The sequence below is a fragment of the Paraburkholderia sp. 40 genome, from assembly GCF_050434105.1.
Classification (GTDB): domain Bacteria; phylum Pseudomonadota; class Gammaproteobacteria; order Burkholderiales; family Burkholderiaceae; genus Paraburkholderia; species Paraburkholderia tuberum.
Genome location: NZ_JBNPVY010000003.1, coordinates 419,699 through 445,173, shown reverse-complemented (window position 1 = coordinate 445,173; position 25,475 = coordinate 419,699). Strand labels below are relative to the sequence as shown.

The 25,475-nt window shown below is 63.1% G+C and carries 19 protein-coding genes; 5 read left to right on the top strand and 14 right to left on the bottom strand.

Going from position 1 to position 25,475, the window contains the following annotated elements; genetic code table 11:
• Positions 1-214: 214 nt before the first annotated feature.
• From OKW28_RS17380 to OKW28_RS17325, 12 genes are all read right to left on the bottom strand, one after another.
• Positions 215-451 carry a hypothetical protein gene (locus OKW28_RS17380; RefSeq protein ID WP_429447571.1) on the bottom strand — a complete coding sequence of 79 codons (237 nt, stop codon included), beginning with the start codon at positions 449-451 and terminating at the stop codon, positions 215-217.
• A gap of 24 nt (positions 452-475) precedes the next feature.
• On the bottom strand, positions 476-1,972 hold the full coding sequence (locus OKW28_RS17375; protein ID WP_429447570.1) for an efflux transporter outer membrane subunit: 1,497 nt from the start codon (positions 1,970-1,972) through the stop codon (positions 476-478).
• A gap of 17 nt (positions 1,973-1,989) precedes the next feature.
• Positions 1,990-5,085: an efflux RND transporter permease subunit gene (locus tag OKW28_RS17370; protein WP_429447569.1), complete on the bottom strand. Its 3,096-nt coding sequence runs from the start codon at positions 5,083-5,085 to the stop codon at positions 1,990-1,992.
• 16 nt (positions 5,086-5,101) lie between these two features.
• Positions 5,102-6,385 carry an efflux RND transporter periplasmic adaptor subunit gene (locus OKW28_RS17365; protein WP_429447568.1) on the bottom strand — a complete coding sequence of 428 codons (1,284 nt, stop codon included), beginning with the start codon at positions 6,383-6,385 and terminating at the stop codon, positions 5,102-5,104.
• Between the two features lie 193 nt (positions 6,386-6,578).
• A complete protein-coding gene (locus OKW28_RS17360) occupies positions 6,579-7,967 on the bottom strand; it encodes a heavy metal sensor histidine kinase (RefSeq protein ID WP_429447566.1) in 1,389 nt (462 codons plus the stop codon).
• Positions 7,964-8,635 (bottom strand): heavy metal response regulator transcription factor, encoded by a 672-nt coding sequence (locus OKW28_RS17355; protein ID WP_429447564.1) that lies wholly within the window; start codon positions 8,633-8,635, stop codon positions 7,964-7,966. The genes OKW28_RS17360 and OKW28_RS17355 overlap by 4 nt, the downstream gene beginning before the upstream one ends.
• Before the next feature lie 68 nt (positions 8,636-8,703).
• Positions 8,704-9,672, bottom strand: a complete 969-nt coding sequence (locus tag OKW28_RS17350) for an oxidoreductase (RefSeq protein ID WP_429447562.1) — start codon at positions 9,670-9,672, stop codon at positions 8,704-8,706.
• 347 nt (positions 9,673-10,019) lie between these two features.
• Positions 10,020-11,309, bottom strand: a complete 1,290-nt coding sequence (oxlT, locus tag OKW28_RS17345) for an oxalate/formate MFS antiporter (RefSeq protein WP_429447560.1) — start codon at positions 11,307-11,309, stop codon at positions 10,020-10,022.
• Positions 11,310-11,419: 110 nt separating this feature from the next.
• Positions 11,420-12,988, bottom strand: a complete 1,569-nt coding sequence (locus OKW28_RS17340) for a gamma-glutamyltransferase family protein (RefSeq protein ID WP_429447559.1) — start codon at positions 12,986-12,988, stop codon at positions 11,420-11,422.
• A 167-nt stretch (positions 12,989-13,155) separates the two neighbouring features.
• On the bottom strand, positions 13,156-13,902 hold the full coding sequence (locus OKW28_RS17335; protein ID WP_429447557.1) for a GntR family transcriptional regulator: 747 nt from the start codon (positions 13,900-13,902) through the stop codon (positions 13,156-13,158).
• A gap of 98 nt (positions 13,903-14,000) precedes the next feature.
• On the bottom strand, positions 14,001-15,008 hold the full coding sequence (gene ltaE, locus OKW28_RS17330; protein WP_429447555.1) for a low-specificity L-threonine aldolase: 1,008 nt from the start codon (positions 15,006-15,008) through the stop codon (positions 14,001-14,003).
• 87 nt (positions 15,009-15,095) lie between these two features.
• Complete coding sequence (locus OKW28_RS17325) at positions 15,096-16,679, bottom strand: methyl-accepting chemotaxis protein (RefSeq protein WP_429448754.1); 1,584 nt, start codon at positions 16,677-16,679, stop codon at positions 15,096-15,098.
• Between OKW28_RS17325 and OKW28_RS17320 the strand changes: the two genes are divergently transcribed.
• On the top strand, positions 16,566-16,844 hold the full coding sequence (locus tag OKW28_RS17320) for a hypothetical protein (RefSeq protein WP_429448841.1): 279 nt from the start codon (positions 16,566-16,568) through the stop codon (positions 16,842-16,844). The two genes, OKW28_RS17325 and OKW28_RS17320, sit on opposite strands and share 114 nt — an antisense overlap.
• A gap of 313 nt (positions 16,845-17,157) precedes the next feature.
• On the opposite strand, the gene OKW28_RS17315 is transcribed toward OKW28_RS17320, so the two are convergent.
• Complete coding sequence (locus OKW28_RS17315; RefSeq protein WP_429447554.1) at positions 17,158-17,850, bottom strand: TetR/AcrR family transcriptional regulator; 693 nt, start codon at positions 17,848-17,850, stop codon at positions 17,158-17,160.
• Between the two features lie 125 nt (positions 17,851-17,975).
• Complete coding sequence (locus OKW28_RS17310; RefSeq protein ID WP_429447552.1) at positions 17,976-18,326, bottom strand: putative quinol monooxygenase; 351 nt, start codon at positions 18,324-18,326, stop codon at positions 17,976-17,978.
• Positions 18,327-18,498: 172 nt separating this feature from the next.
• Here OKW28_RS17310 and OKW28_RS17305 point away from each other — a divergent pair, with 172 nt between their 5' ends.
• The 4 genes from OKW28_RS17305 to OKW28_RS17290 all read left to right on the top strand — a co-directional run bounded on the left by OKW28_RS17305 (position 18,499) and on the right by OKW28_RS17290 (position 25,358).
• Complete coding sequence (locus OKW28_RS17305) at positions 18,499-18,819, top strand: DUF4148 domain-containing protein (RefSeq protein ID WP_429447550.1); 321 nt, start codon at positions 18,499-18,501, stop codon at positions 18,817-18,819.
• Between the two features lie 708 nt (positions 18,820-19,527).
• Positions 19,528-22,719: an efflux RND transporter permease subunit gene (locus OKW28_RS17300; protein ID WP_429447549.1), complete on the top strand. Its 3,192-nt coding sequence runs from the start codon at positions 19,528-19,530 to the stop codon at positions 22,717-22,719.
• Positions 22,709-23,896, top strand: a complete 1,188-nt coding sequence (locus tag OKW28_RS17295; RefSeq protein ID WP_429447547.1) for an efflux RND transporter periplasmic adaptor subunit — start codon at positions 22,709-22,711, stop codon at positions 23,894-23,896. The genes OKW28_RS17300 and OKW28_RS17295 overlap by 11 nt, the downstream gene beginning before the upstream one ends.
• Entirely contained in the window at positions 23,889-25,358 is a 1,470-nt protein-coding gene (locus OKW28_RS17290; RefSeq protein ID WP_429447545.1) for an efflux transporter outer membrane subunit, read from the top strand. Before OKW28_RS17295 ends, OKW28_RS17290 begins: the two co-directional genes overlap by 8 nt.
• The last annotated feature ends 117 nt before the right edge of the window (positions 25,359-25,475 follow it).

Genomic DNA, 25,475 nt, shown 5'->3' with positions numbered 1-25,475 from the left:
CAAAGGCCCACCCTATGTACGCCTCGTTGCATCGCACGAGACCAAGGGTAGGTGAACGAAATTCCGTGGACTTGTTCCAGCGCGCCCAAATGCTTGCACGGGCGCGAAGCGGGTAGTCAGCACCACGAGCGGGTCGATGCTGTCGCACGGCGATTCAAGTTGGCAGCGCGCCCTGCAAGCTGGACGCTTTGACCCCGGGCGCCATACGTCGCGCTCAATGCGATGACGCCGTCCACGCGTGCAGCGTGGCGGCAGGCATTTGCGCTTCGCGCGGGAAGTAGCACGCCGGCGATTTGACGTGCACGTACTGATTCCCGCAGGGCAGGCCCGCATAGTCGACGGTCCGGGTTGTCGCAGTCTGCGCAAGCGGCGCACCGTGAGCCTGTTCGGACGAATATGCGCAGCCGTTCAGCACAGCGACGAAGATCAGGCCAATGAGAGTTCGTATCATGAGGAATGTGTCGCGTGGTCCAACTCAATGAGCTTCTTTTAGCGTCGCGCTCGATACCAGCGCGTCCGGCCTGTTCCACCAACCGCCGCCGACGGCCTGAAAGAGCGCCGCTGTGTCCGCGAGCCTCGCAGCTCTCGCCTGGATCGCGGCGACGTGCGCCGTTTCATAACTTTGCTGTGCCGTCAGCACGGACAGGTAAGCAATCTCCCCGGTCCGCAGCTTTCGGTGAGCGATATCGAGGCTGCGCGATGCAGCCTCTTCGGCGGCCACGGACGCTTCCAGCGTCTTCGCATCGGCTTGCACACTCTGCAAGACATCGGCAACGTTCTGGAACGCGTTGATGACCGTCAGGCGGTACTGCGCCCCGGCCTGCTCGTAGACCGCCTGAGCGGCGCGCTGGCGGTGCAGCAGCGCCCCGCCCTGAAAGATCGGCTGCGCGACCTTGCCGACCACGTTGAAGAACTGGTTGTACGGCGTGAACGCGTTGGCGAGAGCATTCGGTGAGGTGCCCAGTGCGGCGCTCAGTGAGATCTGCGGCAGCCGGTTGGCGATGGCGACGCCGACCTGTGCGGAGGCCGCGTGCAGCGTGGCGGCAGCGGCGCGAATATCCGGGCGTTGCTCGACGAGCATGGACGGCAAGCTCACCGGAAGATTGTCGGGCAGGTGCAAGTCCGCCAGATCGAAGTGCACCAACAGGTCTTCATTCGGAAAGCCCCCCACCAGAGCAGTCAGCGCATCGCGCTGCAGCGCCCGTTGCTTTTCGAGCGGCGGCAACGCCGCTTGCGCCTGGGCGAGCACAGCCTGCTGTTGCAACAGATCGGCCTGTGCGGCCTCGCCGAGCGTGTATTCGCGGCGGACGATGTCCGCGAGTTCGGTATCGGCCTTGATCATCTCCTCTTGCGCGGCAATCTGACCGCGCAAGGCCGCTTCGTCGATCGCCGCGAGCACCACGTTGCTGCTCAACGTCAGATAGGCCGCTTCGAGTTCGAAGCGCTGATTCTCGGCTTGCGCGGCCGCCGATTCGACGGTCCGGCGATTCAAGCCGAATGCGTCGAGCGAATATGAAACGGTCAGCTCGCCCGTGTAGAGCGAATAGATGCGCTGGTTGTTCGCCGCGACCGGTGCGAGGCTCGCAGTCGGCGTCCCGTTCCTGCTGCCCGACGCATCGAGACCGATGCTGGGGAAGAACGACCCCTCCTGCGCCAGCATGTTTTCGCGCGCGCTAGTGAGCGCAGCGTGTGCGGCGTCGATCGTCGGGCTGCGACTGAACGCGCGATCGATCAGCTGGTTCAACTGCGGGGACTGGAACAGCGTCCACCATTGCCCGGGGATATCGCCGCCGGCGACGAAGTCCTGCGCCGGCCCATCCGCGCCGGCCGCCGCCGCGGTCCTCGAAGGCAACGGCGCTTGCGTATAGCCGGCTCCAGCCGGTGCGGCGGGCTGCGTGAAGTTGGGACCGACCGCGCAACCCGCGAGCAGCAACGGTATCAACAGGCTGGACGAACGTTTGAAGGTGATCATGTGAGTAGCACCCTGTGTCATTCTGCGTATTCCGGTACGGTCTGCTCTTGCGGCATCGTGCGCTTGCGGCGGTCGAACCACGGGTACAGGGACGGCAGCACCAGCAAGGTCAGCAGCGTGGCCGACACCAGTCCACCGATCACCACCGTGGCGAGCGGCCGTTGAACTTCCGCGCCGGAACTCGTGGAAAAGGCCATAGGCAGGAAGCCCAGACTCGCGACAGTCGCCGTCATCAGCACGGGACGCAGCCGTGTCAAGGCAGCCTGCCGCGCAGCCTCGACAGCGCCAAGGCCGCTCGCCCGCTTCTCGACGATGTAGCTGACCAGCACGACCCCGTTCAACACCGCAATGCCGAACAGCGCGATGAAACCGACGGCGGCCGAAATGCTGAACGGCAGGCCGCGAGTCCAGAGCGCCAGGATCCCGCCGATTGCCGCAAACGGCACGTTGAAGAAGATGAGTGCCGCCAGACTCACGCTGTCGAACATCAGATAAAGCAGGACGAAGATCACCGCCAGGGCGACGGGCACGACCACGTAGAGCCGCGACATCGCCTCCTGCAGATTCTTGAAGCTGCCGTTCCAGGACAGGCTGTACCCGGGCGGAAGCTTGACCTGCGTGGCCACGGCATGTTGCGCAGCGAGCACGAACCCGGCGAGATCGCGGCCGCGCACGTTGGCCTGCACCATGATCACGCGCTGCCCCTGTTCGCGCTCGATCGTCGAAGGGCCGGGCTCCATCCGGATGTCGGCGACTTCGGCGAGCGGCACGGCCTTGCCCGCGCCGTTGCTCACGCGTAACGCGCCGATTCGCGCCACATCCGTGCGGTCTTGCGGCGTCAGACGAACGCGTATGTCGAAGCGGCCATCGTTATTCGAAATGGAGCCAACGGTACGGCCTCCGAGCGCCTGCACCACGTCGAGCACCTGGCTCGCATTGAGGCCATAGCGCGCCACCGCATCCCGGTTCACGATGATGCGCAAGTACGGCTGGCCGACCGTCTGTTGCGCTTGCACGTCGGCGGCTCCCGGCACGCGAGCGATCACGCTCGCGATACGCTGCGCGGTATCGTGCAACGCGTCGAGATCGTTGCCGTGAATCATCACGGCTACATCCGCCTGCACGCCCGCCAGCATGTCGTCCATGCGCATCTGGATCGGCTGGGCCCAATCGAGCGTGAGGCCGGGAACCGCGCGATTGAGCGCATCCGAATACGCTTCGACCAGTCCCTCCTGAGTCTGCGCGGTCTTCCACTCCGATTTCGGCTTGAGCATGATGAAGGTGTCGCTTTGCTCGACACCCATCGGATCGGTGGGAATCTCGGAACTGCCCCCGAGCGTGACCGCCGACTGAACTTCGGGAAAGCGCATCAGCGTTCGCTCGACCATCGTTTGTGACTCGACCGCCGACGGCACGGAAATGCCGGGCAGCTTCGTGGTCGTGACCGTGAGCGCCCCTTCTTCCAGACGCGGCAGGAATTCCGCACCAAGGCGCGAACCGAGAACGCCCGCGAGCGCGAGCAGCAGCACGGCAAGCCCGATAGTCAGCGCGGGACGATGCGCCGCGCGGGTGAGCACCGGCTCGTAGCGCCGCCGCATCCAATGGATGATGCGGCTCTCGTGTTCGGCCACCTTGCCGCGCAGCAGAAAGCTCGCGAGAACGGGCATCACGGTCAACGTGATCACGAGCGACGCGAGGAGCGCGAACACGACCGTCAACGCCATCGGGCGGAACATCTTTCCCTCGACGCCCTGGAGGCTGAGAATCGGCAGATAGACTGCGGTAATGATCAGGACCGCAAACGTGACGGGCCGCGCCACTTCCCGGGATGCCTCGAGCACGACCGCCTGCATGGGCCGCGCCGGTGCTTCCGCGCGCCGCCGTACGATGTTCTCGATCATGACCACCGCGCCGTCGACGAGCAGCCCGAAATCGATGGCACCCAGGCTCATGAGATTGCCGGACATGCCCGCGCTGTACATGGCGATCGCCGCGGCCAGCATCGACAAAGGAATCGCCAGCGCGACGATCAGGCCGGCGCGCACATTGCCGAGCAACAGCAGCAGCACGGCAATCACGAGCACGGCGCCTTCGACCATGTTGTGAGCAACCGTATGCAGCACGCGGTTCATCAGGTCGGCGCGGTTGTAGTACGGTGCGATTTCGACGCCGGGCGGCAGCGTCGTGTTGATTTCCTTGACGGCGTCCTGAACCCGCTGCGCGACGATACGCGTGTTTTGCCCGAGTCCCATCAGAACGACGCCGACAACGGCTTCGCCTTGGCCGTCGCGCGTGACTGCGCCCAGCCGGGGCATCGGCGCCTCGACGACGCGCGCAACATTGCGAACATAAAGCGGCGTGCCATCCGGCTCGGTGCGCAACACGATGTTGCCGATGTCGGTCGCGTTGCGAAGCAGCCCTTCGCCGCGAATGATGGCCTCCCCGCCGTTGTGCTCGATGGTCGCGCCGCCGGTTGCGCCGTTGTTCATCTGCACGGCATTGAAGATGTCGGCGGTCGAAAGGCCGTAGCGCGTGAGCGCGTCGTCCGCCACCTGCACTTCGTAGGTCTTCAGTTCGCCGCCGTTGACGTTGACGTCGACCACGCCCGCCACTTCGCGGAATTTCGGCGCGATCTGCCAGTCGAGCAGCGCTCGCAGCGTCATCAGGGATTGCCCGTGGCCACGCACCTGAAATTGATAGATCTCGCTCAGGCCATCCGACAGCGGTCCCATCTGAGGCGAATTTGTTCCGGGCGGAAGCTGCACCGTCTGCAGGCGCTCGCCGATCAGATTGCGATCCTGATAGATGTTCGAGCCGTCGGCAAAGCGCACGTAGATGACCGACAGGCCATAACGGGAAATGGAGCGCAGCGCCTGCATGCCGGGCAACCCTTGCAGGGCGAGTTCGACAGGCGCGGTAATCGAGCGTTCGATATCGACCGGAGCGAGCCCCGGCGCTTGCGTCGTCACGAGCACCTGGACCGGCGAGATATCGGGCTGCGCATCGAATGGCAGTCGCTGCATGCTGACGAGCCCAAAGGCGATCAGTACGGCGACCAGGATCAGTACCATGGCGCGATTCTTCAGCGCCGCATCGACAATCTTCGTAATCATGACCTGCGCTCGCGGTTCAGCCTTCGTCGGGAATGGTGGCTTGCATCAGCGCGGCCTTCAGCCAGTAGCTGCCGTCGGCGACCACCGGCGTTCCGGCCTTGACCCCGCTCACGATCTCCGTCATGCCGCTCTCGGCCACGCCGGTATGGACCGTGCGCGGCAGGAAGTGACCCTGACCCGCAGGCACGAATACGACCGTCCGCCCGTTCACGTCCTGTAATGCGGAATCGGGCACCAGCACGGAATCGTGGCCGAGCGGCGCCGCGATGTTTGCCGTGGCGAACAGGTTGGCGCGCAGCAGCCCGCCGGGGTTGGGCACCTGGCAACGCACCGTGACCGTGCCCGTATTCGGATCGGCCTGATCGGCGACGTCGATGACGCGTCCGTTGAACGGCTGGTTCGGATAGGCATCGACGTTCACCGCGACTGTCTGACCCGCGTGCACGGCAGCGGCGTCGCGTTCCGGCACGCTGACTTGCAGCCACACGGTCGACAGATCCGTCACCGTGACGAGCGACTGCGACGTATCGACGATGTTGCCGGCGGCCGTACTCACCGCCGTGACGACACCGTCGAAGGGCGCGACCACGGCGCCGAGCGAGTCGCGCGGACTCAATGCGGCAAGGGTGCGCATGTCGCCGTTTGCCTTCGCGGCGGCATCGATCGGCATCAATCGTTGTGTCATGCCACGCCATTTCTGCAGATCCGCTTGCCGTGAGCGCAGCGTGGCATCGGCATTGGCCGCCATCGCGCGACGGCGCTCGAGTTCGCTTTGCGCAATGCCGCCGGCGTCGACCAACTCAGTGCCGCGCGCGAGTGCGGCGTGTGCCGCGTCGGCTGCGGCCGTCGCATCGGCGAGCGCGGCTTGCGCGCTGGCGAGCTGGCTGCGCACATCGGAGAGGTCGAACTCGTCGAGCACGGCAAGTCGCTGCCCCGCACGCACGTGGTCGCCAACCGCGACGTCGACGGCCTCGATCCGGCCTCTGGATGGGGAACTCAGTTGTGCCAGCTGTTCGCCGTTGAAGGCGATCACGCCCGGCGCGGTGATAGTCCGCACGCCTGGGCGAAGCGCCGCGTCGGCGATCTGCAGATGCAGGTTCGAGAGCGCCTCGGGCGCCAGGTCGACGGCGCCGGAAACGGTAGGCGTACTGCTCGCTGCCGCTGACGTGGCAGATTCGGCCGCTACGGCTTCGGCCGCTGCCTGCGTGGTCCGCGAATGAATCGCGAAGGCGCCGCACAGAACGATCAAGCCGGCCCCGGCGACGGACGCATACAGGCGTCTCTGGTAGTTGGTTTTCAATGAGTCCCTCGCAGAATCGAATTGACCTGACACGCTCGAAGAGCGAGGACTTAATGTCCTCGATCGCCTGGTGTCAATTATCGAAATCTGCGGCTGATACACACATGGCGGCTAAATGTCATTTTTGACATTGAGGCTGGCGACGTGCGCGAGGTAGAAGAGGAGAACGGGCTGCGGCGCGGCGCGCCGCGCTTTAGACGAGAGCCGGAAAATACAGCGTAAACACCGTGCTGCCTGCGCGGCTCAGCACTTCGACCTTGCCTCGGTGCGATTCCATGATCGCTTTGACGATCGCAAGACCGAGGCCGGTATTCTTCGCCGATCCCTCGCGGGCAGCATTGACGCGATAAAAGCGTTCGAAGATTTTATCGATATGTTCGGGCGGAATGCTCTCGCCGTTATTGATGACCTGCACGGCCACATACTCTCCCGAGCGGAACGCTCGTAGCACGACTTCGGACGCGGTCCCGGCATGCTCCAGCGCATTGGATAGCAGATTGCTGACGGCGCGCCTGAACAGCGTCGGATCGGCTCGCACTTGCACGGGCCCATCGATGACGAACCGAACGCTCTTATTCTCCGCGACGGCATCGAAAAATGCGGTGAGTTTGGCGAATTCGCTTTGACAGTCGAGCGACCCTAGCTTGAGTTGCTGTCTGGCATGATCCGCCCTCGCGAGAAACAGCATGGTCTCGATCATGCGCTGCAGTCGCTCGCACTCCTCGATATTCGAATCGATGAGCGTCTCGTACTCTTCAATCGTGCGCGGCCTGGACAGCGTGATCTGCGAGGAGCTGATGATATTCGCGAGCGGCGTGCGCATGTCGTGCGCCAAGTCCGACGAGAACTGCGAGAGGCGCGTGAAGGCGCGCTCGAGCCGGTCGAGCATGCGATTGACCGGGACAGCTATGTCGTGAAGCTCGACGGGGCCGCCGCCGATCTGCAGACGATTGTCCAGATTGTGTGCCTCGATGCTGGAAATGCGAGCACCGATCGTTTTCACAGGCGCGAGACCCCGTTTCGCGATCGCATAACCGAGTGAGCCCATCAGCAGTGAACCGCCGACGAGCACGAGCAATAGGTCCTCCTGAAAAGCGCGCAGCACCGAGCGCCGTACATGAGACGCGTGCGCGAGAACGATCTGGATCGTCTCCCCGGACGACAGCTTTTCTCGCCCCACAACGCAGCGGGCAGGCCCGACGACCGGCGGATTGCAGGTGAACGGACCAGACCCGGCGTCTTTGCCGAGCCCGGATGCCAGACGCTGCCCGCGTCCCCCGGTGTACACCAACAGTTCACCACCCCCGCCGGATATCGCGAAAGACACCGCGGGATGTGAAAGCAGCGCCTCCTTAAATATCGCACCGTTTTGCGCGACCGATACCGCGCTGCCCAGTGTGCGAGCCTGCTCCATGAACTCCTGAAGCTTCTCGGTAATTTCGCTGTCGTCGCGGCGTCGCAGTTCCAGTGAGAGCGTATGGTAGAGAAGGCCACCGGCGAGCGAAAGGACCAGGATGGCAAGAATCGAAAACGCGAGCGCGAGCCGCTTCAGCAGTGAATACGGCGCGCCGGCCCCAATCATGCCCTGTCCTCCAGCACGTAGCCCATGCCGCGAACCGTATGCAGCAGCTTATTTTCGAACGGGCTGTCGATCTTCGTGCGCAGACGCTTGACCGCGACGTCCACGATATTGGTGTCGCTGTCGAAGTTGATATCCCACACGTGGGAAGTCACGAAAGCCCGGGTCAGCACTTCGCCCTGGCGCTCGGCGAGCAACTTCAACAGTGCAAACTCCTGAGCCGTCAATTCGATGCGCACATTGCCGCGCCGCACGCGCCGCCTGACCAGATCGATCTCCATGTCGGAAACACACAAAATAGTGACCAACGACTGCGCCGGCCTTCGCAGCAGCGCACGGACCCGGGCCAGCAATTCGGCGTAGGCGAACGGTTTGGACAGGTAGTCGTCCGCACCGGACTCAAGCCCGACGACTTTGTCCTGGACCGTGTCGCGAGCCGTCAACAGCAGTACCGGCGTATGTTTTTTCTCCCGTATGCGCTTGAGGACTTCGAGCCCGTCGAGTTCGGGCAGCATCACGTCAAGCAGAATCAGATCGTAGTCTTCACTAAGCGCAAGGAAGAGGCCCTCCTTGCCATCAAGGGCGGTATCCGCCTGGAAGCTCGCTTCCATGAGCCCCTTGCGGAGATAGGAAGCCATTTTCGGCTCGTCCTCGATAATGAGTATTCGCATGGTGCTGCAACCTGTCGTTCAATTAGCGCGATTCGTTAAAAAAGATCCGGCGGAATCGTGCGTCCAACTCACGCGGTCCGCTCGGACTGCAGATGAAAGCGAATCTGCGTGAGCGATTCGCATACCTGCCACAAACGCTGGGCGGTCAATTCATCCATGGCCTGCCTCGCGACACTCGCTTCGCCGATCCTGCGCCCGCGTGCCTCGAGCAAACCTTGCGGCCCGTAATAGCCGCCGTCATCGACGTGAGGCGACGTCGCCGCGTAGAGCGTCGGCAGCGCGCCGGCGGATTCGCTGTTCAGCGCGACACTGATAACGCGGCCAGCGAGGCTGCGAGCAGCACGTGAGAGCGCGGAACGATCGCCGGAACGAAACAGATTGGTGTTCGCGACCCCGGGGTGGGCGGCTACAGACATGACTCGGGAATTCGCCGCGCGCAGTCGACGGTCGAGCTCAAAGGCGAACATCAAATTCGCCAGCTTCGACTGGCGATATGACTGCATCGGCGAATAATGGTTCTCCGACTGCAGATCGTCGAAATCAATTCTCCCCTGCTTGTGCGCGATGGAAGCAATCGTCACGATGCGTGGTCGGTCAGGCGATTCACCCGCGGCAAGTTCAAGAGCGGGCATGAGCAGCGCCGTGAGTGCGTAATGGCCAAGCATATTGGTGCCGAACTGCAACTCGAAGCCGTCGGTGGTCTCAAGACGTTTCGGCGGCGCCATGACGCCGGCATTGTTCACCAGAATATCAATGCGGCGTTGCTCCGCGAGTTCTTTCTGTGCGAACGAGCGGACGGACGCGAGGCAAGCGAGATCGAGAATCGCCAGTTCCGCGCGTGCTCCGGGAACTTCGGCTTTCAGACGGGCGAGAGCTTTTTCTGCGCGTCGTTTATCGCGGCATGCCAGGATGACCTGTGCCCCTTTGCGCACCAGCGTCAATGCGGCGTGATAGCCGATACCGCTATTCGCTCCCGTGATGAGTACTCGCTTGCCGGTCTGCGGTGCAATGTCGTCGGTGGTCCACCGTGTGTGCATGTTGGTCCGGGACGGCGTGAAGATTGAATACGTGAGGTCGAGACTATCACGGCGGCGATCCGGGCGCATATCCGGCGACAATCATGCCGCGAGCCGCCCAGCATGGAGACTCGAGCCAACAACACCAATTGCTCTTCGCGTACAGCATCAATTGCTGTTTGCTCGCCGAGTCAGTCTCGAGTGGACTGGAATGATCCCGGTTGTCATTATCGGAATTCGGTCGTTAACACGACATGGCTCCTGGATGACGTTTCAGTCATTTCGGAGCGGCCAATTGCGCGGCACGCCCATGAAAGAGGCGCGCCACCTGGCAATTAGCCGTACAACGAACGAGCGGCCAGTTGCCGTCAAACGCCGCGTGGTGCGGCAAGAAAACGGCGGCGCATCGGCTTGAGCACTGCAATCGCGAGCAATGCGGTAACGATGTCAAGCGTGATTGCCGCGCCGAACACCGGCAGCCAGCTACCCGCGTGCTGGTGCATCAACGCCGCCAGCGGGCCGCCCAGGATCGAGCCGATGCCCTGCGAAATGTAGAGCCAGCCATAGTTTTCCGTGGCATGCCGCGTGCCGAACGTGTCCGTCAGCGTCGCCGGGAACAGCGAGAAGATTTCGCCCCAGCCGAAGAACACCACGCCCGAGAGCAACACGAACAGCACCGCGTTGTCACGCGTGAACAGCCACAGCGCCATGGCGACGCCTTCCAGGGCGAACGCAAAGAACATCGTGTTTTCGCGGCCGACTTTGTCGGACACCCAGCCGAACAGCGGCCGCGTGAGCCCGTTCGTGAAGCGGTCGATCGTCAACGCAAGCGGAAGCGCCGCCATGCCGAACACGAGCACTTTGGTCACGCCGAAATCGGCGGCGAAGGTGGCCATTTGCGACGTGACCATTAGACCGGAGGTCGACATCATCGCCATCATGGCGAACATCAGCCAGAAGATCGGCGTCCTGAGCGTCTGTGACGGGCGCAGATTAGCCACCGGCGAACCGGCGTCATTCACATTCGCGCCGGCGGCATCATGCGCGGGCGGCACACGCAAGCCCTGCGATGCGAGCAGCCCTACCACCGCGAACGCGATGCCGAACATCCACAGCGTCGCGTCGACACCGCGCGCCTGCAACGACGCCGCGATCGGAAACGTCGTGACGATCGCGCCCATGCCGTAGCCGGCGGCGACGGCGCCCGCCGCGAAGCCGCGCTGCGCGGGGAACCAGCGCACCATCAGCCCGACGACGCCGACATACACGATGCCCGTGCCAAGGCCGCCGATCACGCCATAGGTCAGATAAAGCATCGGCGCACTCTGCGCCTGCGATGCGAACACCCAGCTCAGGCCGGACATCGCCGTGCCGACCGAAATCAGCGTGCGCGGACCGAAGCGGTCGATCAGCTTGCCTTGAAACGGCGAAAAGAACGTCTGCAAAATGATCAGCAGCGAGAACGTCACCTGCAGTTCAGGCAATGCGATGCCCAGTTTCGCGGCGAGCGGTTTGGTCATCAACGTCCAGACGTATTGCGGACTCGAGATCGCCATCATGCAGACGAGACCCAGCCCGAGTTGAATCCAGCGGTTATGCGTGGCGAGCGTCGAGACATTCTCGATACGCGGCGACATCGGTTGCAAGCGTGTACTCATGGTGTTCTCCGATTCCTGAGCGCATGCCAGCCGGCATGCGCGAGACGTGCGCAGTCCTCCGGGCCTGAACGGCCGGAACTGCAAGTCGTTTGGGTAAAAGCGCGCGGTGTCTACCAGCCCGCAGCGACCCCGTCACTGCGCGGATCGTAGCCCGCTTCGATTAATCCATCAGGATGCCGGACGATTGCGCCGGCATGCCCCATCGCTTCGTCGTAAGGCGCCATCATCTCGACCTCGTGCCCGAACGCACTGAGCGTTGCTGCCGTGTGTGCGGCGAAGCGTGGTTCGAGCTTGAGCGTGTCGGTCGATTGGCCCCATGTACGGCCGAGCAGCCAGCGAGGCGCGTCGATCGCCGCCTGCGGATTCCAGCCGAAACTCGCGATGCGTGAAAACACGGCGCTTTGCGATTGGGGTTGTCCGTCTCCGCCCATGTTGCCGTACACCATCGTGCGGCCGTCGGCAAAGCGCGCCAGCGCCGGATTGAGGGTATGAAATGGCCTGCGCCGCGGCATCAGCGGATTGAGCGCGTGCTCGTCGAGCGAAAAACTGCAGCCGCGGTTCTGCCAGTTGATGCCGGAGCCCGGCAGGACGATGCCGCTGCCGAACTCGTGATAAATGCTCTGGATGAAGCTGACCGCCACCCCCTCGCTATCCGTCACGCCTACCCATACGGTGTCGCCCGGTCCGCGACCGGCCGGCCAGGGCGCGGCTCGCGTCGGCGAGACGCGCGCGGCCATCGCGTCGAGCGCGGCCGGTTCGAGCAGCGTGGCGGGATCGACCGTCATGTGATCGGGATCGGTGACGTGCGCGTCGCGAATCGCGAAAGCCAGCTTGGTTGCCTCGACGCACGCGTGGACGAACTCGGGCCCGAGCGGATCCATGTCCTTCGTCAGCACGCGGTCGAGAATGCCGAGAATCAGCAGCGACACGAGACCCTGTGTCGGCGGCGGCATGTTGTAGATCGTGCCGAGCGAGTGCTGCAGTGCGAGCGGCTTGCGCCAGCGCGCCTCGTGCCGTTCGAGATCGGCAAGTGCAAGCAGCGAGCCGGCGGACTGAAGATCGCTCGCGATGCTGCGCGCGAGATCGCCGCGATAGAAGTCGTCGAGACCTGCTTCGGCAAGGCGCTCCAAGGTTGCGGCGAGACGCGGCGCGACGAAGCGCTCGCCCGCTGCCGGCGCGCGGCCGTCAAGCAGAAAGGTGTCCGCGAAACCGGCGATCGGGCTCAGTTCCGCGCGCCGGCTGTCGACACATTGAGCCTGGCTGCGCGTGACGGGTACGCCGGACTTCGCGTAGTGAATGGCGTCTTCGAGCAGACGCTTGACGGGCAGCTTGCCGCCGAGCGCGTCCCTCGACCAGCGGTGTGCGAGCTGCCACCCGGACACGGTGCCCGCGACGGTATTCGCGGCCAGCGGGCCGCGCGTCGGGATCGTCGTATATCCGCGGGAGCGGTACGCGTCAATCGTCGCAGCGAGCGCGGCCGCGCCGCAGGCCTCGATGCCCACCGGCTCCGCGCCGGGGCGCGAGATCAGCCAGAAGCCGTCGCCGCCAATGCTGTTCATGTGCGGATAGACGACTGCGATAGTCGCGGCAGCGGCAATCATGGCTTCGACGGCGTTGCCGCCGTCCCGCAAGATGGCCAACGCGCTCTGCGCCGCGAGCGCGTTTGGCGCGACGGCCATCCCGCGCGCGCCGCGGGTTGGATTCAGAAAACTAGATGACATACCTGACGGGGCTTTTGCTTGTATACATACCCGTCACTTATGCGAGAAGCATGCCAGCACGCGGGTCGACGGCTCATGCGCGCCACAGCAGGGTTTCGCGCGACCCGGTGCTCACGGCGATGTCGCTACTTGGTGCCGCGCAACCTGGGTGGTGCATAGGGGACCGCATTCGGCCCCATTGCAGTGCGTGCGCGTTGCAGGCGCTCCTTGGTCAAGGTGCGCACTTCAGCGCGGCTACCCTCGATATGGCGTGCGATCAACGCAACGCTACGATCCGTTTCGCGACGACGGATCGCATCGAGGATCGCCACATGTTCGTCGTAGGTTTCGTCGATGCAGTCGCCGTACACGAGATCGAGCCGCCGCACGACCCGGATCCGATCGGTCACGCGCTGCATCGCATTGGTCAACTCGGCGTTATCGGCGGCCTGCACGAGAGCGTGATGAAATGCTTCGTCGAGCGCGACCATCTCGCGGCCGTCACGCCGACGATGAGCAGGTGGAATCTTCCAGATTTGTTCGAGCTGACCGAGCATCCGTGCGACGCCTTCGGAGAGCTCTCCTTCGGCACCCGCAAGCTTCGCGACCGCAAAGGTTTCAATCAGCTTGCGCATTTCGTAGAGGTCTTCGAAGCGCTTGAAATCGACCGGCACGACTTCCCAGCCGCCGCGCACATAACCGCGCATCAGGCCGTCGCTTTGCAGGCGCTGCAAGGCCTCGCGCGCGGGCGTGCGGGACACGCCGAAGCGCTCGGCGATGCTGCCTTCCGTCACGCGGTCGCCGGGCAGCAGGCGCATATCGAAGATATCCTCGCGTACGCTGACATAGACATGATCAGCCCGCGAGGGGGAAATGCCGGTGACGTCGTTCACGCTTGGAACCTGAGTTGGCGAGTATCGGGGCTGAGATTATTGTCCGACCCGAACGCGCCATGTCAACACGCAATGAAAAATCCGGCATCGCGCAAACATCAGCCGCGAGCGAAATACGCCTTTACAGCGGACAGAAACGTATCGACGTCCGCGCGCGAGACGTCCTTATGTGTCGCAAAACGGGACGCATACAGCATCTGCGTGAGAATGCCCCGTTCCTTGAGCCACGCTTCGAGCGGAGCGCAACGTTCTTGCGGAAACTGCGCGAACACCATGTTGGTCGCGTGTGACTGTACCGTCACCTGATCGATCCGCGCGAGACCGTCGGCAAGAAGTTGGGCGTTGGCGTGATCGTCCGCGAGCCGCTCGACGTTGTGATCCAGCGCGTACAGACACGCCGCCGCCAGCACGCCCGACTGCCGCATGCCGCCGCCCAGCACTTTGCGCCAGCGATGCGCGGCGCCGATCAGCGCCTGGCTGCCGAGCAGCACCGAGCCGACCGGCGCGCCCAGTCCTTTGGAGAAGCAGATCGACACCGAATCGAAGGGCGCGCACAGCGCCGCCAGCGATTGGCCCGAAGCCACCGCGGCGTTGAACAGGCGTGCCCCGTCGAGGTGCGTCGCGAGTCCGCGCTGACGAACCAATTCGACCGCACGCGCCACATAGTCCGCGGGCAGTACTTTGCCTCCAATCGTGTTCTCGAGCGCGAACAGACGCGTGCGTGCGAAATGATCATCGATCGGCTTGATGGCGGCCGCAACCTTATCGAGCGGCAAGGTGCCGTCCACGGCATTTTCCAGCGGCTGCGGCTGAATGCTGCCGAGCACCGCCGCGCCGCCGCCTTCGTATTTATATGTGTGCGCCAGTTGGCCGACGATGTATTCGTCGCCACGCGCGCAATGCGCCATCAAGGCCGCAAGATTGCATTGCGTTCCAGTCGGAAAGAACAGGCCGGCTTGCTTGCCGGCACGTTCGGCGATCACGGCCTGCAGACGCAGGACAGTCGGATCGTCGCCCCACACATCGTCGCCCAACTCGGCGGTTGACATCGCGGCGAGCATCGGCTGGTCCGGACGGGTCACGGTATCGCTGCGCAAATCGATCATGTGCTGCTCCTCAGAGTGGCGGGCGCATCGCGCCTGCAGCGCGGACGACCTGGATTGAATTGAAAATCGTGCTATGCCGCCCTGCGCTCACGAGTAGCTGCTGGTGAGCGAAAGCGCCGGGTTGCGCGCAGTTGCATCGCGCTGCTGTGGGCCCACCGATTTCAGCTCCGAACCGCGCTCGGCATCGACGGAAAATAGATTGACCGCGCTAAGCAGAGTCTGCGCTTGCCTGTTCAAAGCGTCCGCGGCAGCACCCGATTGCTGGACCAGCGCAACATTCTGTTGCGTGCCATGCTCCAGGCTCGCGATCATCTCCCGGACTTCGCCGATATGAAGCGTCTGTTGCTGACACGCGTCGTGGATTTCGCTCATGATGCCCGTGACGCGCGCCGACGAATCAACGACCGCGGAGATCGTCGAGCCCGCGGCATCAACCTGGGTGGCGCCGTCTTTCACGCGAGCGTCGCTCGCCACGATCAGTTGCCGGACCTCCTTCGCCGCTTCTGCGCTACGTTGCGCGAGCAGCCTGACCTCGCCGGCCACCACGGCAAAACCGCGTCCCTGGCTACCGGCACGCGCGGCCTCGACCGCCGCATTCAGCGCGAGGATGTTGGTCTGGAACGCGATCCCGTCGATGACCGAGATGATCTCCGCGATGCGCGCCGACGACGTCCTTATCCCATGCATCGTCTCCACCACCCGGCCGACCGCCACGCCGCCTTGCCCAGCCGTTTCCGAGGCGTGCCTGGCAAGCTCGTCCGCGTGTCCTGCGTTCGCAGTGTTGGTGGCCACGCTAGCATCGAACTCCTTGAGCGCGCCGGTGGCCTGCTCGAGCGCGCTGGCCTGGAGCTCGGTGCGCGCGCCAAGATCGGCATTGCCGGCGGCAATCGCGTGACTCATGCCGGCGACTGCATCGGCGCCATCGCGCACCTGTCCCACGATGTCCGCGAGCGCTTCTCTCATCCGCACGACAGTCGCCATCACGCTACCCGTATCGCCGGTGCGCAACCCGCCGCGCTGGGAAAGATCGCCGCGCCGGATCGCATCGGCGAACGCGATCAGCTCACGCGGCTCCGCGCCGAGCGACCGGCCAATGTTGCGCACGACAAGCACCGCAACGCCAACACCGATCACGCACGCAAGTCCGGTTAGCGCAAGCATCATCCAGCGGAAATCGACGCTTATCTGGCGTGCCTCGGCACCGCCCTGCCGGTTCAGCGCTTCCTGAAAGTCGATCAACTGGTTGATTGCCGCGAGCCACTCGACCAGCGCGGGGCGCGCTTGCTGAAGCAGCACGGTGCGCGCCCCTTCGGTGTCGCCGGAGATTTGCCGTGCAATCACCTCATCGATAAACGGCGTGGCCTTGTTGCCCGCATCGATCACGCGCGAATAGATAACGCGCTCGGCTGGGCTGATGTCGGTGCGCTGCGCGTAGACGGCGGCAAGCGGCTTTGCCGCCTCGTCATAATCCGCCGCGAGTTGCCGGATATGCGCGACGACGGCCGGCAGCTCATCATGCGATACGAGAGTGACATCGCGCATGGCGATTGACCGGTCATGGACGCTACCGCGAAAGTTGATAGCGTACCGTTCTTTGACGCCGTTCACGTCGATGATCTGATCGAGTCGTTGCCGCACGGCCTCGACGCGTGTGATGGCGATGACCGTCAGCGCAACGAGGGCGAAGAGGACGATGCCGAAGCCGGCAACCAACTGGGTGCGGACACGCAAACCCGCCGTAGTCCTCATGGATTCACCTTTTTCGTGAGAGATGCATTATTTGTTGCGCGTGTCTCGGCTGTTTCAAAGACGGCGGCCGCGGACAGCGTGCGATGACTCGCGGCCTGACATATCGCCCGAAACGCCACCAGGATGCGCGATGGCATTGTGCCGAGGCGCAGGCCGTTCGGGAAATTGGTTTGCCTCATGGCGACGATTGCGAACGGTTATGACGCAGCCGCCATGCGCAAGCCAAACACAGCTCGAACGGGAGACGGCGCGGACACAATGAGCAGCCCCCAGGGCGCCTGCGCGGCAATGCAGCCCAATTTCGCAGGATTATATCGTCGCTTGACGATTTGCGCTGGAGACGACCCAGACGGTCGCAGCGATAACACCGGCGAACCGCACTGCGCCGACTCGCAATGCGTTATAGCGCAGGCAGCAGGCTCGGCAGGCTCGTCAGGAAGGCGCGCACGTGCATGGCAATCACCGCTTCGGCGGGCGTGCTGTTTTCGTTCGAATAGATGCGGCGGCGAATCGCCAGATGAGACACGGCGCCATGTAACAACCACCCCACTTCGCCCAGTTGAGCCGGGTCGACAGGCATGCGTAGACCCAGTTCATGCGCGGTCTCAGTGACGATGATTTCGAGCGCATGGCTGACGATCGCGTTCGTATAGGCCGGCGCCGTGTGCAGGCCCTCGAGCGACGAGTAAAGGAAAAGCCTCAGCCAGCGGCGCGTCAGGAGTGTGTCATAGTATTCGCGGTAAAAGCGGTTGAGTCGGCTTTCAATCGGCACACTTCGGTCTTGCAACTGAACAAACCAGATTGCGTCGAAGATTCCGACGACTTCCCGCTTGTAGACTTCGTCAATCAAAGCGGCCTTGCTCGGGAACAGGCTATATAACAAGCGTTGCGATACGCCGCAGGCTTCCGCGATGGAGCGGGTCTGCGCGCCCAGACCATGCTCCGCGAAATACTCCGCGGCCTTCTCCAGCACGCGCGCCTGACGCTCCGCGCGCGGCAAACGCTGCGGCGCTTTTTTCATCGGCCGCTTGACCGCGACGCGCTCGGCGCCGGTTCCACGGTTCGGCTTCTCGATAGTCCCTTTGTTCTTCATAACTCCCTGCGCTGTCGGATTATCGCTGATGTCATCAGATGACGATTTATGTTTTCATAAAAGTATACACCCCGGGCGTGGGCGGCAGTCCCGCTGCCGATGGCGGGCCGCCAGGAACGCTCTCTTTAGCAAGCCTGAAGCACGTTGATGACGCGGCTCACGAGCAACGGGCGCGTATTGCGTCCATATTCGGCCATATGCGTCGAGGCCCCATGCGCCCTCAACGCTTCAGCGCTCTGCCAGCGCTCGATGACAGCGAACGTATCTTTGCCGAGCGGTGTCTGAGGCGTCCCGAACTCCGGTACGTCGATGACGGCCTCGTAGCTGATGCACCCCTCTTCGGCCAACACCGCTGGACGGTTCTGGTTGAAAAGTGCCAACACGGCTTCGCGTTGACCGGGCTGGGCGGTGATTGTGGCAATGACATGGATCATCCGGGTATTTCTCCTTTCCTGTTTTGGCGCCGATCGCCGCATGCGCTCCTGCCTATCTGAACATGACAGCGGCGTAATGCAGAGGTCAGCCTCGCGTCACGCCATCTGCGGAAAATACAGGTTTACTCACCCTTGCAGCGGTGGCGCGGCGACACCCGAGGCTCCGTTCATCGCGTGTGAAGCTGACTATATTTAACTTTACAGGTAATTCACCATGAAGACTCTGATCTATGCAGCGTTGGTTGCCAACGCACTCGTCGTCCCCGCGGTCTCTTTTGCACAGGAATCCACTGCCCCGCTGACGCGTGCCGAAGTGCGCGCCGACCTGGTGCAAATGGAACAGGCCGGGTATCGCCCGGGCCTCAACGATTTGCACTATCCCACCGATGTTCAGGCTGCGGAGGCACGTATTCATGCGCAGGATGCCACGACGCCGAGCAGCACGGCAGTCGGCGGAGTGTCGATGAACGGCTCCTCGCAGTCGGGTGCGCCGTCGACGACCGCAGGGACTCACTCAATCTACTTTGGTCACTGATGGTGTCGATCGGCACTGAATCCGGCCCCGGGTCCGGGGCCGCATCGCGTGACTTGCGCAACGGCTGCCAGCGGTCGTTGGACGCACCGCGCTCGTCTGTTTTGTCACGGCCTTGGCGAAGCCCGATTTGAACCCCGCGTTGCCGCGGCTCAACGCTTTGAAGGCACGCTGTCAGCATTCCTCTTCACACCTTCATGCGCATGTCATTCGTGAATTGTCGCTTGACTCTCCCCTTAAGCCGATCTTCACGGGAGGTAAGTGACGATCATTCTGAACGATGCGCGTAATAACGCGAAGACCTCGTCTTCAGAATGGAGTCAACCCTTTGAATGCCGTCTGAAAGGAGGCACGAGCACCCTTGATGGCCTCTCAAACAATTGGTAATAAAAATCTCTAACGCTTTAATCTTCGCTGGAAATTACGCTAGTTCGCCTTCGTCTGAATCTTGCCGAGCATCATTGCATCCAGCATGGACAAGGTTTTCCCGATATGCGCAGGCAGAAAGAAATTGACTCACCTGGCATTCAAACGTTGCCGGGATGCTATTTCTCGGTCTGCAGGAATCCAGAGCGTTGTGTACATTCGCACTTTAGTTGCGTTTGGGAACACCCGACATAGGTCACAAAGCAATCATCCTCGTTGCGAACATCTTCCTGTGCCAGATCTCTGCAAGATGCTCTTGCGTTTCCCCCAAGCCCTGGAATTCTCATGCTCGGTCTAGTTCGTATCGCGCTCCGACGACCCTACACTTTCGTCGTCCTGGCAATCTTCATCCTCATCATCGGGCCACTGTCGGCAATGAAGACGCCCACCGACATTTTCCCCGATATCAGAATCCCGGTGATCAGCGTGGTGTGGCAATACACGGGGCTGCCGCCCGACCAGATGGTCGGCCGGATCACGTCGCCATTCGAACGCACGCTGACTACCACCGTGAACGATGTCGAACACATCGAGGCGGAATCGGTCGCCGGTTTCGGGATCATCAAGATCTTCTTCCAGCCGGGCGTGAATATCAGCACGGCGAACGCGCAAGTAACCGCGGTCGCGCAGACTCAGTTGCGGCAGTTGCCCGCGGGCACTACGCCGCCGCTGATCCTCAATTACAACGCGTCGACCGTGCCAATCATCCAGTTGGCGCTATCGGGCAAGGGGCTGTCCGAGCAGAGGCTGGGCGACCTCGGTCTGAATGCGGTGCGTCCCATGCTAACGACTGTCGCCGGTGCGTCGGTTCCCTACCCGTTCGGTGGCAAGACGCGCCAGGTGCAGATCGACATTGATCCTGCGGCACTGCAGGCGCGCGGTTTGTCCGCGCAGGACGTCGCCAATGCGCTGGCGGGTCAGAACCTGATCACGCCAGTCGGCACGGAAAAGATCGGCGACTACGAATACACGCTGCAACTCAACAATGCGCCCTCGGAAATCAAGGCCCTGGGCGATCTACCGGTCAAGGCCACCAATGGCACGACGGTCACTATTCGTGACATTGCGAATGTTCGCGACGGCAGTCCGCCGCAAACCAATATCGTCCATGTGAACGGCCGGCGCTCGGTGCTGATGTCGGTACTCAAGAACGGCTCGGTTTCGACGCTAGGGATCATCTCCGGCATCAAGCAGCAAATCGCCAACGGGAAAGCGTCGTGGCCCGATAACCTGAATGTCGAACCGATCGGCGACCAGTCGATCTTCGTGCGCGCAGCCATCACCGGTGTGGCACGTGAAGGCGTGATCGCGGCCGTGCTCACCAGCCTGATGATTCTGCTGTTCCTCGGCAGCTGGCGTTCGACGATCATCATCGCAACCTCGATCCCACTGGCCATTCTCGGCTCGATCGCCACGCTCTCCGCACTAGGCGAAACCTTGAACATCATGACGCTCGGCGGTCTCGCGTTAGCGGTGGGGATTCTTGTCGACGATGCGACCGTGACGATCGAGAACATCAACTGGCACCTCGAGCACGGCAAGGAGGTGGAGACCGCTATCCTCGATGGTGCCGCGCAGATCGTCACACCCGCGTTCGTTTCCCTGCTGTGCATCTGCATCGTGTTCGTGCCGATGTTCTTCCTGAACGGCGTGGCGCGCTTCCTGTTCGTGCCGATGGCGGAGGCCGTCATTTTCGCGATGATCTCGTCGTTCATCCTCTCGAGAACCCTCGTGCCGACAATGGCCAAATACCTGCTGAAACCGCATGCGCAGGGTGAGCATGCCGATGAGGCGCAGCGTCCGGGTCCGCTCGGACGCTTCCAGCGCGGCTTCGAAGCGCGCTTTGAAAAGGTGCGTGGCGGGTATCGCGGGTTACTCGAACTCGCGCTGAACCATCGGCGTCCGTTCGTCAGTTGCTTCCTCGGCTTCGTCGCGCTCTCGTTCGCCCTCGCGCCCTTGCTCGGCCGCGACTTCTTCCCGGCGGTCGATGCGGGGCAGATCCTGATGCATGTGCGCGCACCAGTCGGGGTTCGCGTCGAAAAGACCGCGCAGATATTCGCGAATGTCGAAGGCGCGATCCGCCAGATCATCCCGCGGTCCGATCTCGGCACGGTGGTCGACAATATGGGTCTGCCGGTCAGCGGCATCAATACCGCGTACAACAACACCGGGACGGTCGGTTCGCAGGACGGCGACATCCAGATTGCGCTGAACGAAGGGCATCGCCCGACCGACGAGTATGTCCGCATGATGCGTGAAAGATTGCCGCGGGAATTCCCGGGGGTCACGTTCTCTTTCCCACCGGCGGATATCATCGGCCAGATCCTTAACTTCGGCTCGCCGGCGCCGATCGACCTGCAGATCCGCGGCAACAACCTGAACGCCGACTACGCGTATGCAGACCGTCTGCTGCGCGCGGTCCGCGACGTGCCCGGCGTGGTCGATGCACGGATCGCGCAGTCGCACGGCAATCCCACCTTCAACGTCGATGTCGACCGCACGCGTGCACAGCTGCTCGGCATCACCGAGCGCGACGTGACCAACAGCATGGTGGTGAACCTCGCGGGTTCGAGCCAGGTGGCGCCCACGTACTGGCTGAACAATGCGAACGGCGTGTCGTATCCGATCGTGATGCAAACGCCGCAATACAGTCTCGATTCACTGGCAGCATTGCAAAATCTGCCGATCACCGCCAGCGGCGGAAGCACCGCCCAGATCCTCGGCGGTCTGGCAACGGTCGAGCGCTCCACCAGCAACGAAGTCGTCAGCCAATACAACATCCAGCCCATGGTCGAGATCTTCGCGACCACCCAGGACCGCGATCTCGGCGCGGTGTCGGCCGATATCCAGCGCATCGTGCACCAGAACGCCAGCACCTTGCCGAAGGGCTCGAACGTCGCGCTGCTGGGTCAGGTGCAGACGATGAACAGCGCCTTTGCCGGCATGTTGTTCGGCCTGCTTGGCGCAGTGGTGCTGATCTATCTGCTGATCGTCGTCAATTTCCAGTCGTGGGCCGATCCGTTCGTGATTGTGAGCGCATTGCCGGCGGCGTTGGCGGGTATCGTCTGGATGCTGTTCGCGACGCACACGACGCTGTCCGTACCCGCACTCACTGGCGCGATCATGTGCATGGGGGTGGCGACCGCCAATTCGATTCTGGTGGTCAGCTTCTGCCGCGAACGTCTTGCCGTCCATGGCGATCCGTTCAAGGCGGCGCTCGAAGCGGGCTTTACGCGCTTTCGCCCGGTACTCATGACCGCGCTGTCCATGATCATCGGCATGGCGCCGATGGCGCTCGCCCTCGGCGAAGGCGGTGAGCAAAACGCGCCGCTCGGCCGCGCGGTGATCGGCGGTTTGATGTTTGCCACCGCGGCTTCGCTGTTCCTGGTCCCCGTCATCTTCTGTATCGTTCACGCGCGCCCCGGGCGCGCGGCGACCCCAGCATCCGTCCCGGGAGCTCCTACCTATGTCGTCTGAATCCGCTTTTCCCACTCACACGCCGCCGCGCCGTCCGCTCCGGATCGCGGGCGTGATCGGCCTGCTGATCGCCCTAGGCATCGTCGTTGGCGGTGTCGCGCTGCGGGCTGTCGACGCCCGCAAGCTGAAAACCTGGACGGAGGCTCAGGCCATACCGACAGTCAGTCTGATCCAGCCCATGCGCGATCCCAACGGCCCTTCACTGCAACTGCCGGGCCGGCTCGAAGCGTTTACACGGGCGCCGATTTTCGCGCAGGTCAGCGGCTACCTGAAATCATGGAACGTCGATATTGGCGCGCCGGTCAAGGCGGGTCAGGTGCTCGCCGAAATCGAAACACCAGAGCTTGACCAGCAGCTCCTTCAGGCACGCGCCGATCTGCAGAGCGCGCAGGCGAATGCCGTCGTAGCCGGTACGACGGCGAAGCGCTGGGAGGCGCTAAGAGGCACCGATTCCGTGGCTCAGCAGGACGTCGATCAGCACACTGCCGATTACACCGCGAAGGAGGCGATCGTGGCGGCCGCGAAGGCCAACGTCGATCGCCTCGTCGCTACGAAGGCCTTCGCGCGGATCGTCGCGCCGTTCGACGGCGTGGTGACCGCGCGCGACACCGACGTTGGCGCGCTGGTGAACGCCGGTAGCGGCGGCGTCGGCCAGGAGCTGTTCGCGGTCTCCGAGGTCAAGCAGTTGCGTGTGTATGTTCAGGTACCGCAGAACTACGCACCGGCGATCCACGATGGCACGACCGCGACCTTGACCGTTCCCGAGTACGCCGACCAGCAGTTCACCGCGCGCGTGATTGCAGCGGCAGACTCCGTCAATTCGAGTTCGGGGACGACGCTCGTGCAGTTGCTGGTCGACAATGCCAACGGCAAGCTGCTGCCGGGCGGTTTCGCCAGCCTGAAATTCACGTTGCCCGCGTCCGCCGATTCACTTCGGGTGCCGGCTAGCGCGCTCGTGTTCGATAGCCGCGGCGTCGTGGTCGCCACGCTCGGTGCGAACGGCCACGTACTGTTCAAGCAGGTGAAGATCGACCGCGATCTGGGCGATTCGGTGGAGATCGGCTCGGGACTCGCCGCCAGCGATCGCGTGATCGATACGCCGCCCGATGGACTCGCCGACGGCGACAGCGTGCAGGTTGCGCCGGCCACTGTCAGGAAGGCGGCCGCACATGGTTAAGCCTGGACGGGTCGCGCTTTTAACGGGCGTCCTGGCGCTCTCCGCCTGCTCGCTCGCGCCGCAATATCAGGTGCCTTCGGCGCCGATAGCGGCGCAATACAAAACCGTTGGTCCCTGGACCGCCGCTCAGCCTGCCGACCGGATAGATCGCAACGGCTGGTGGAAAATATATGGCGACGCGCAACTCGACGATCTCGAAGCGCGTCTGCTGGCCAACAACACCGATCTGCGCGCCGCGTACGCGCACTATGCGCAAGCGCAGGCTTTCGTCGCGCAGGTCGCGTCGGGACTGTATCCGACCATCAGCGCAAGCGCGGTGCCGCAGCGCGTTCGCCAGTCCGACAACCGGCCGTTGCGCGTGGGCGGCCCGAACGACTACAACTCCGTCACGCTCGGCGCCGAAGTCAATTACGACCTCGACCTGTGGGGCCGCGTGCGTGACTCCGTGGTGGCCGGCAAGGATGAGGCTCAGGCGACCAAAGCCGATCTGGCTTCGGTGAAACTGAGCCTGCAAGTGGCACTCGCGGACAATTACATCAGTTTGCGGGGCCTCGACCAGCAGACCGAGCTGCTGAACGAGACGGTCATGGCGTATGCGAAAGCGCTGCAACTCACGCAGACGCTGCATGACAGCGGCATCGTAGCGGGCCTCGACGTTTCGCGGGCTCAAACGCAATTGTCGTCGGCGAAGTCCCAGTTGTCGCAGAATCTCGCGCAACGAGCGCTCATCGAACACGCGATTGCCGTGCTGGTCGGCACTTCCGCGTCCGAATTCAGCCTGCCGCAGCAGACTGCCGCCATCGCGTTGCCGGCGATTCCGACCGGCCTGCCCTCGACGCTGCTGCAACGTCGCCCCGACGTCGCAGCAGCGGAACGCCGGGTTGCCGAGGCCAACGCAAAGATTGGTGTCGCGCGCGCGGCCTATTTCCCGGACATCACGCTGAGCTTGCAGGGTGGTGTGCAAAGCGCCGCCTATGCTGGACTGGTTAGCGCGCCCAATCTATTCTGGGCGATTGGCCCGCAGCTCGTGCAATACGTCTTCGACGGCGGTTACCGTCGTGCGCAGCTCGACGCCGCGAAGGCGGCAACCGAGGAAGCCGGAGACCGCTACCGCAGCGTGGTTCTGTCGGCATTCCAGCAGGTCGAGGACAACCTTTCGCTGCTGTCGTATCTCGGCACCGCGCTTGGCGAGCAAAAGGATGCCGCGAATGCCGCGCAATACTCGGTCGATCTGGCGCTGCGCCAATATCGCCAAGGCACTGTAGGTTATCTCGATGTCGTGCAGGCGCAGACCGTCGCACTCGAAGCACGACGCAGCGTGCTCGATATCCAGACACGCCAGCTAAGTGCCAACGTGCAACTGCTGCATGCACTGGGCGGCGGATGGTCGAGCGATGAACTCGCCCAAGTGGCTGCTACGCCGGCACTCGTCGCGACAACGATGGCGCACGGCGCAAATTGAAGGCCTGCACAGGGCGCAACCGGGAGGGTGACCCGGTTGCGCGCGCTGTCGATAGCACGCGTAGCAGTCCGATGTGGCGGAACCGCTTCGGAATGCCGCGACTCTGGAGATTCTCCT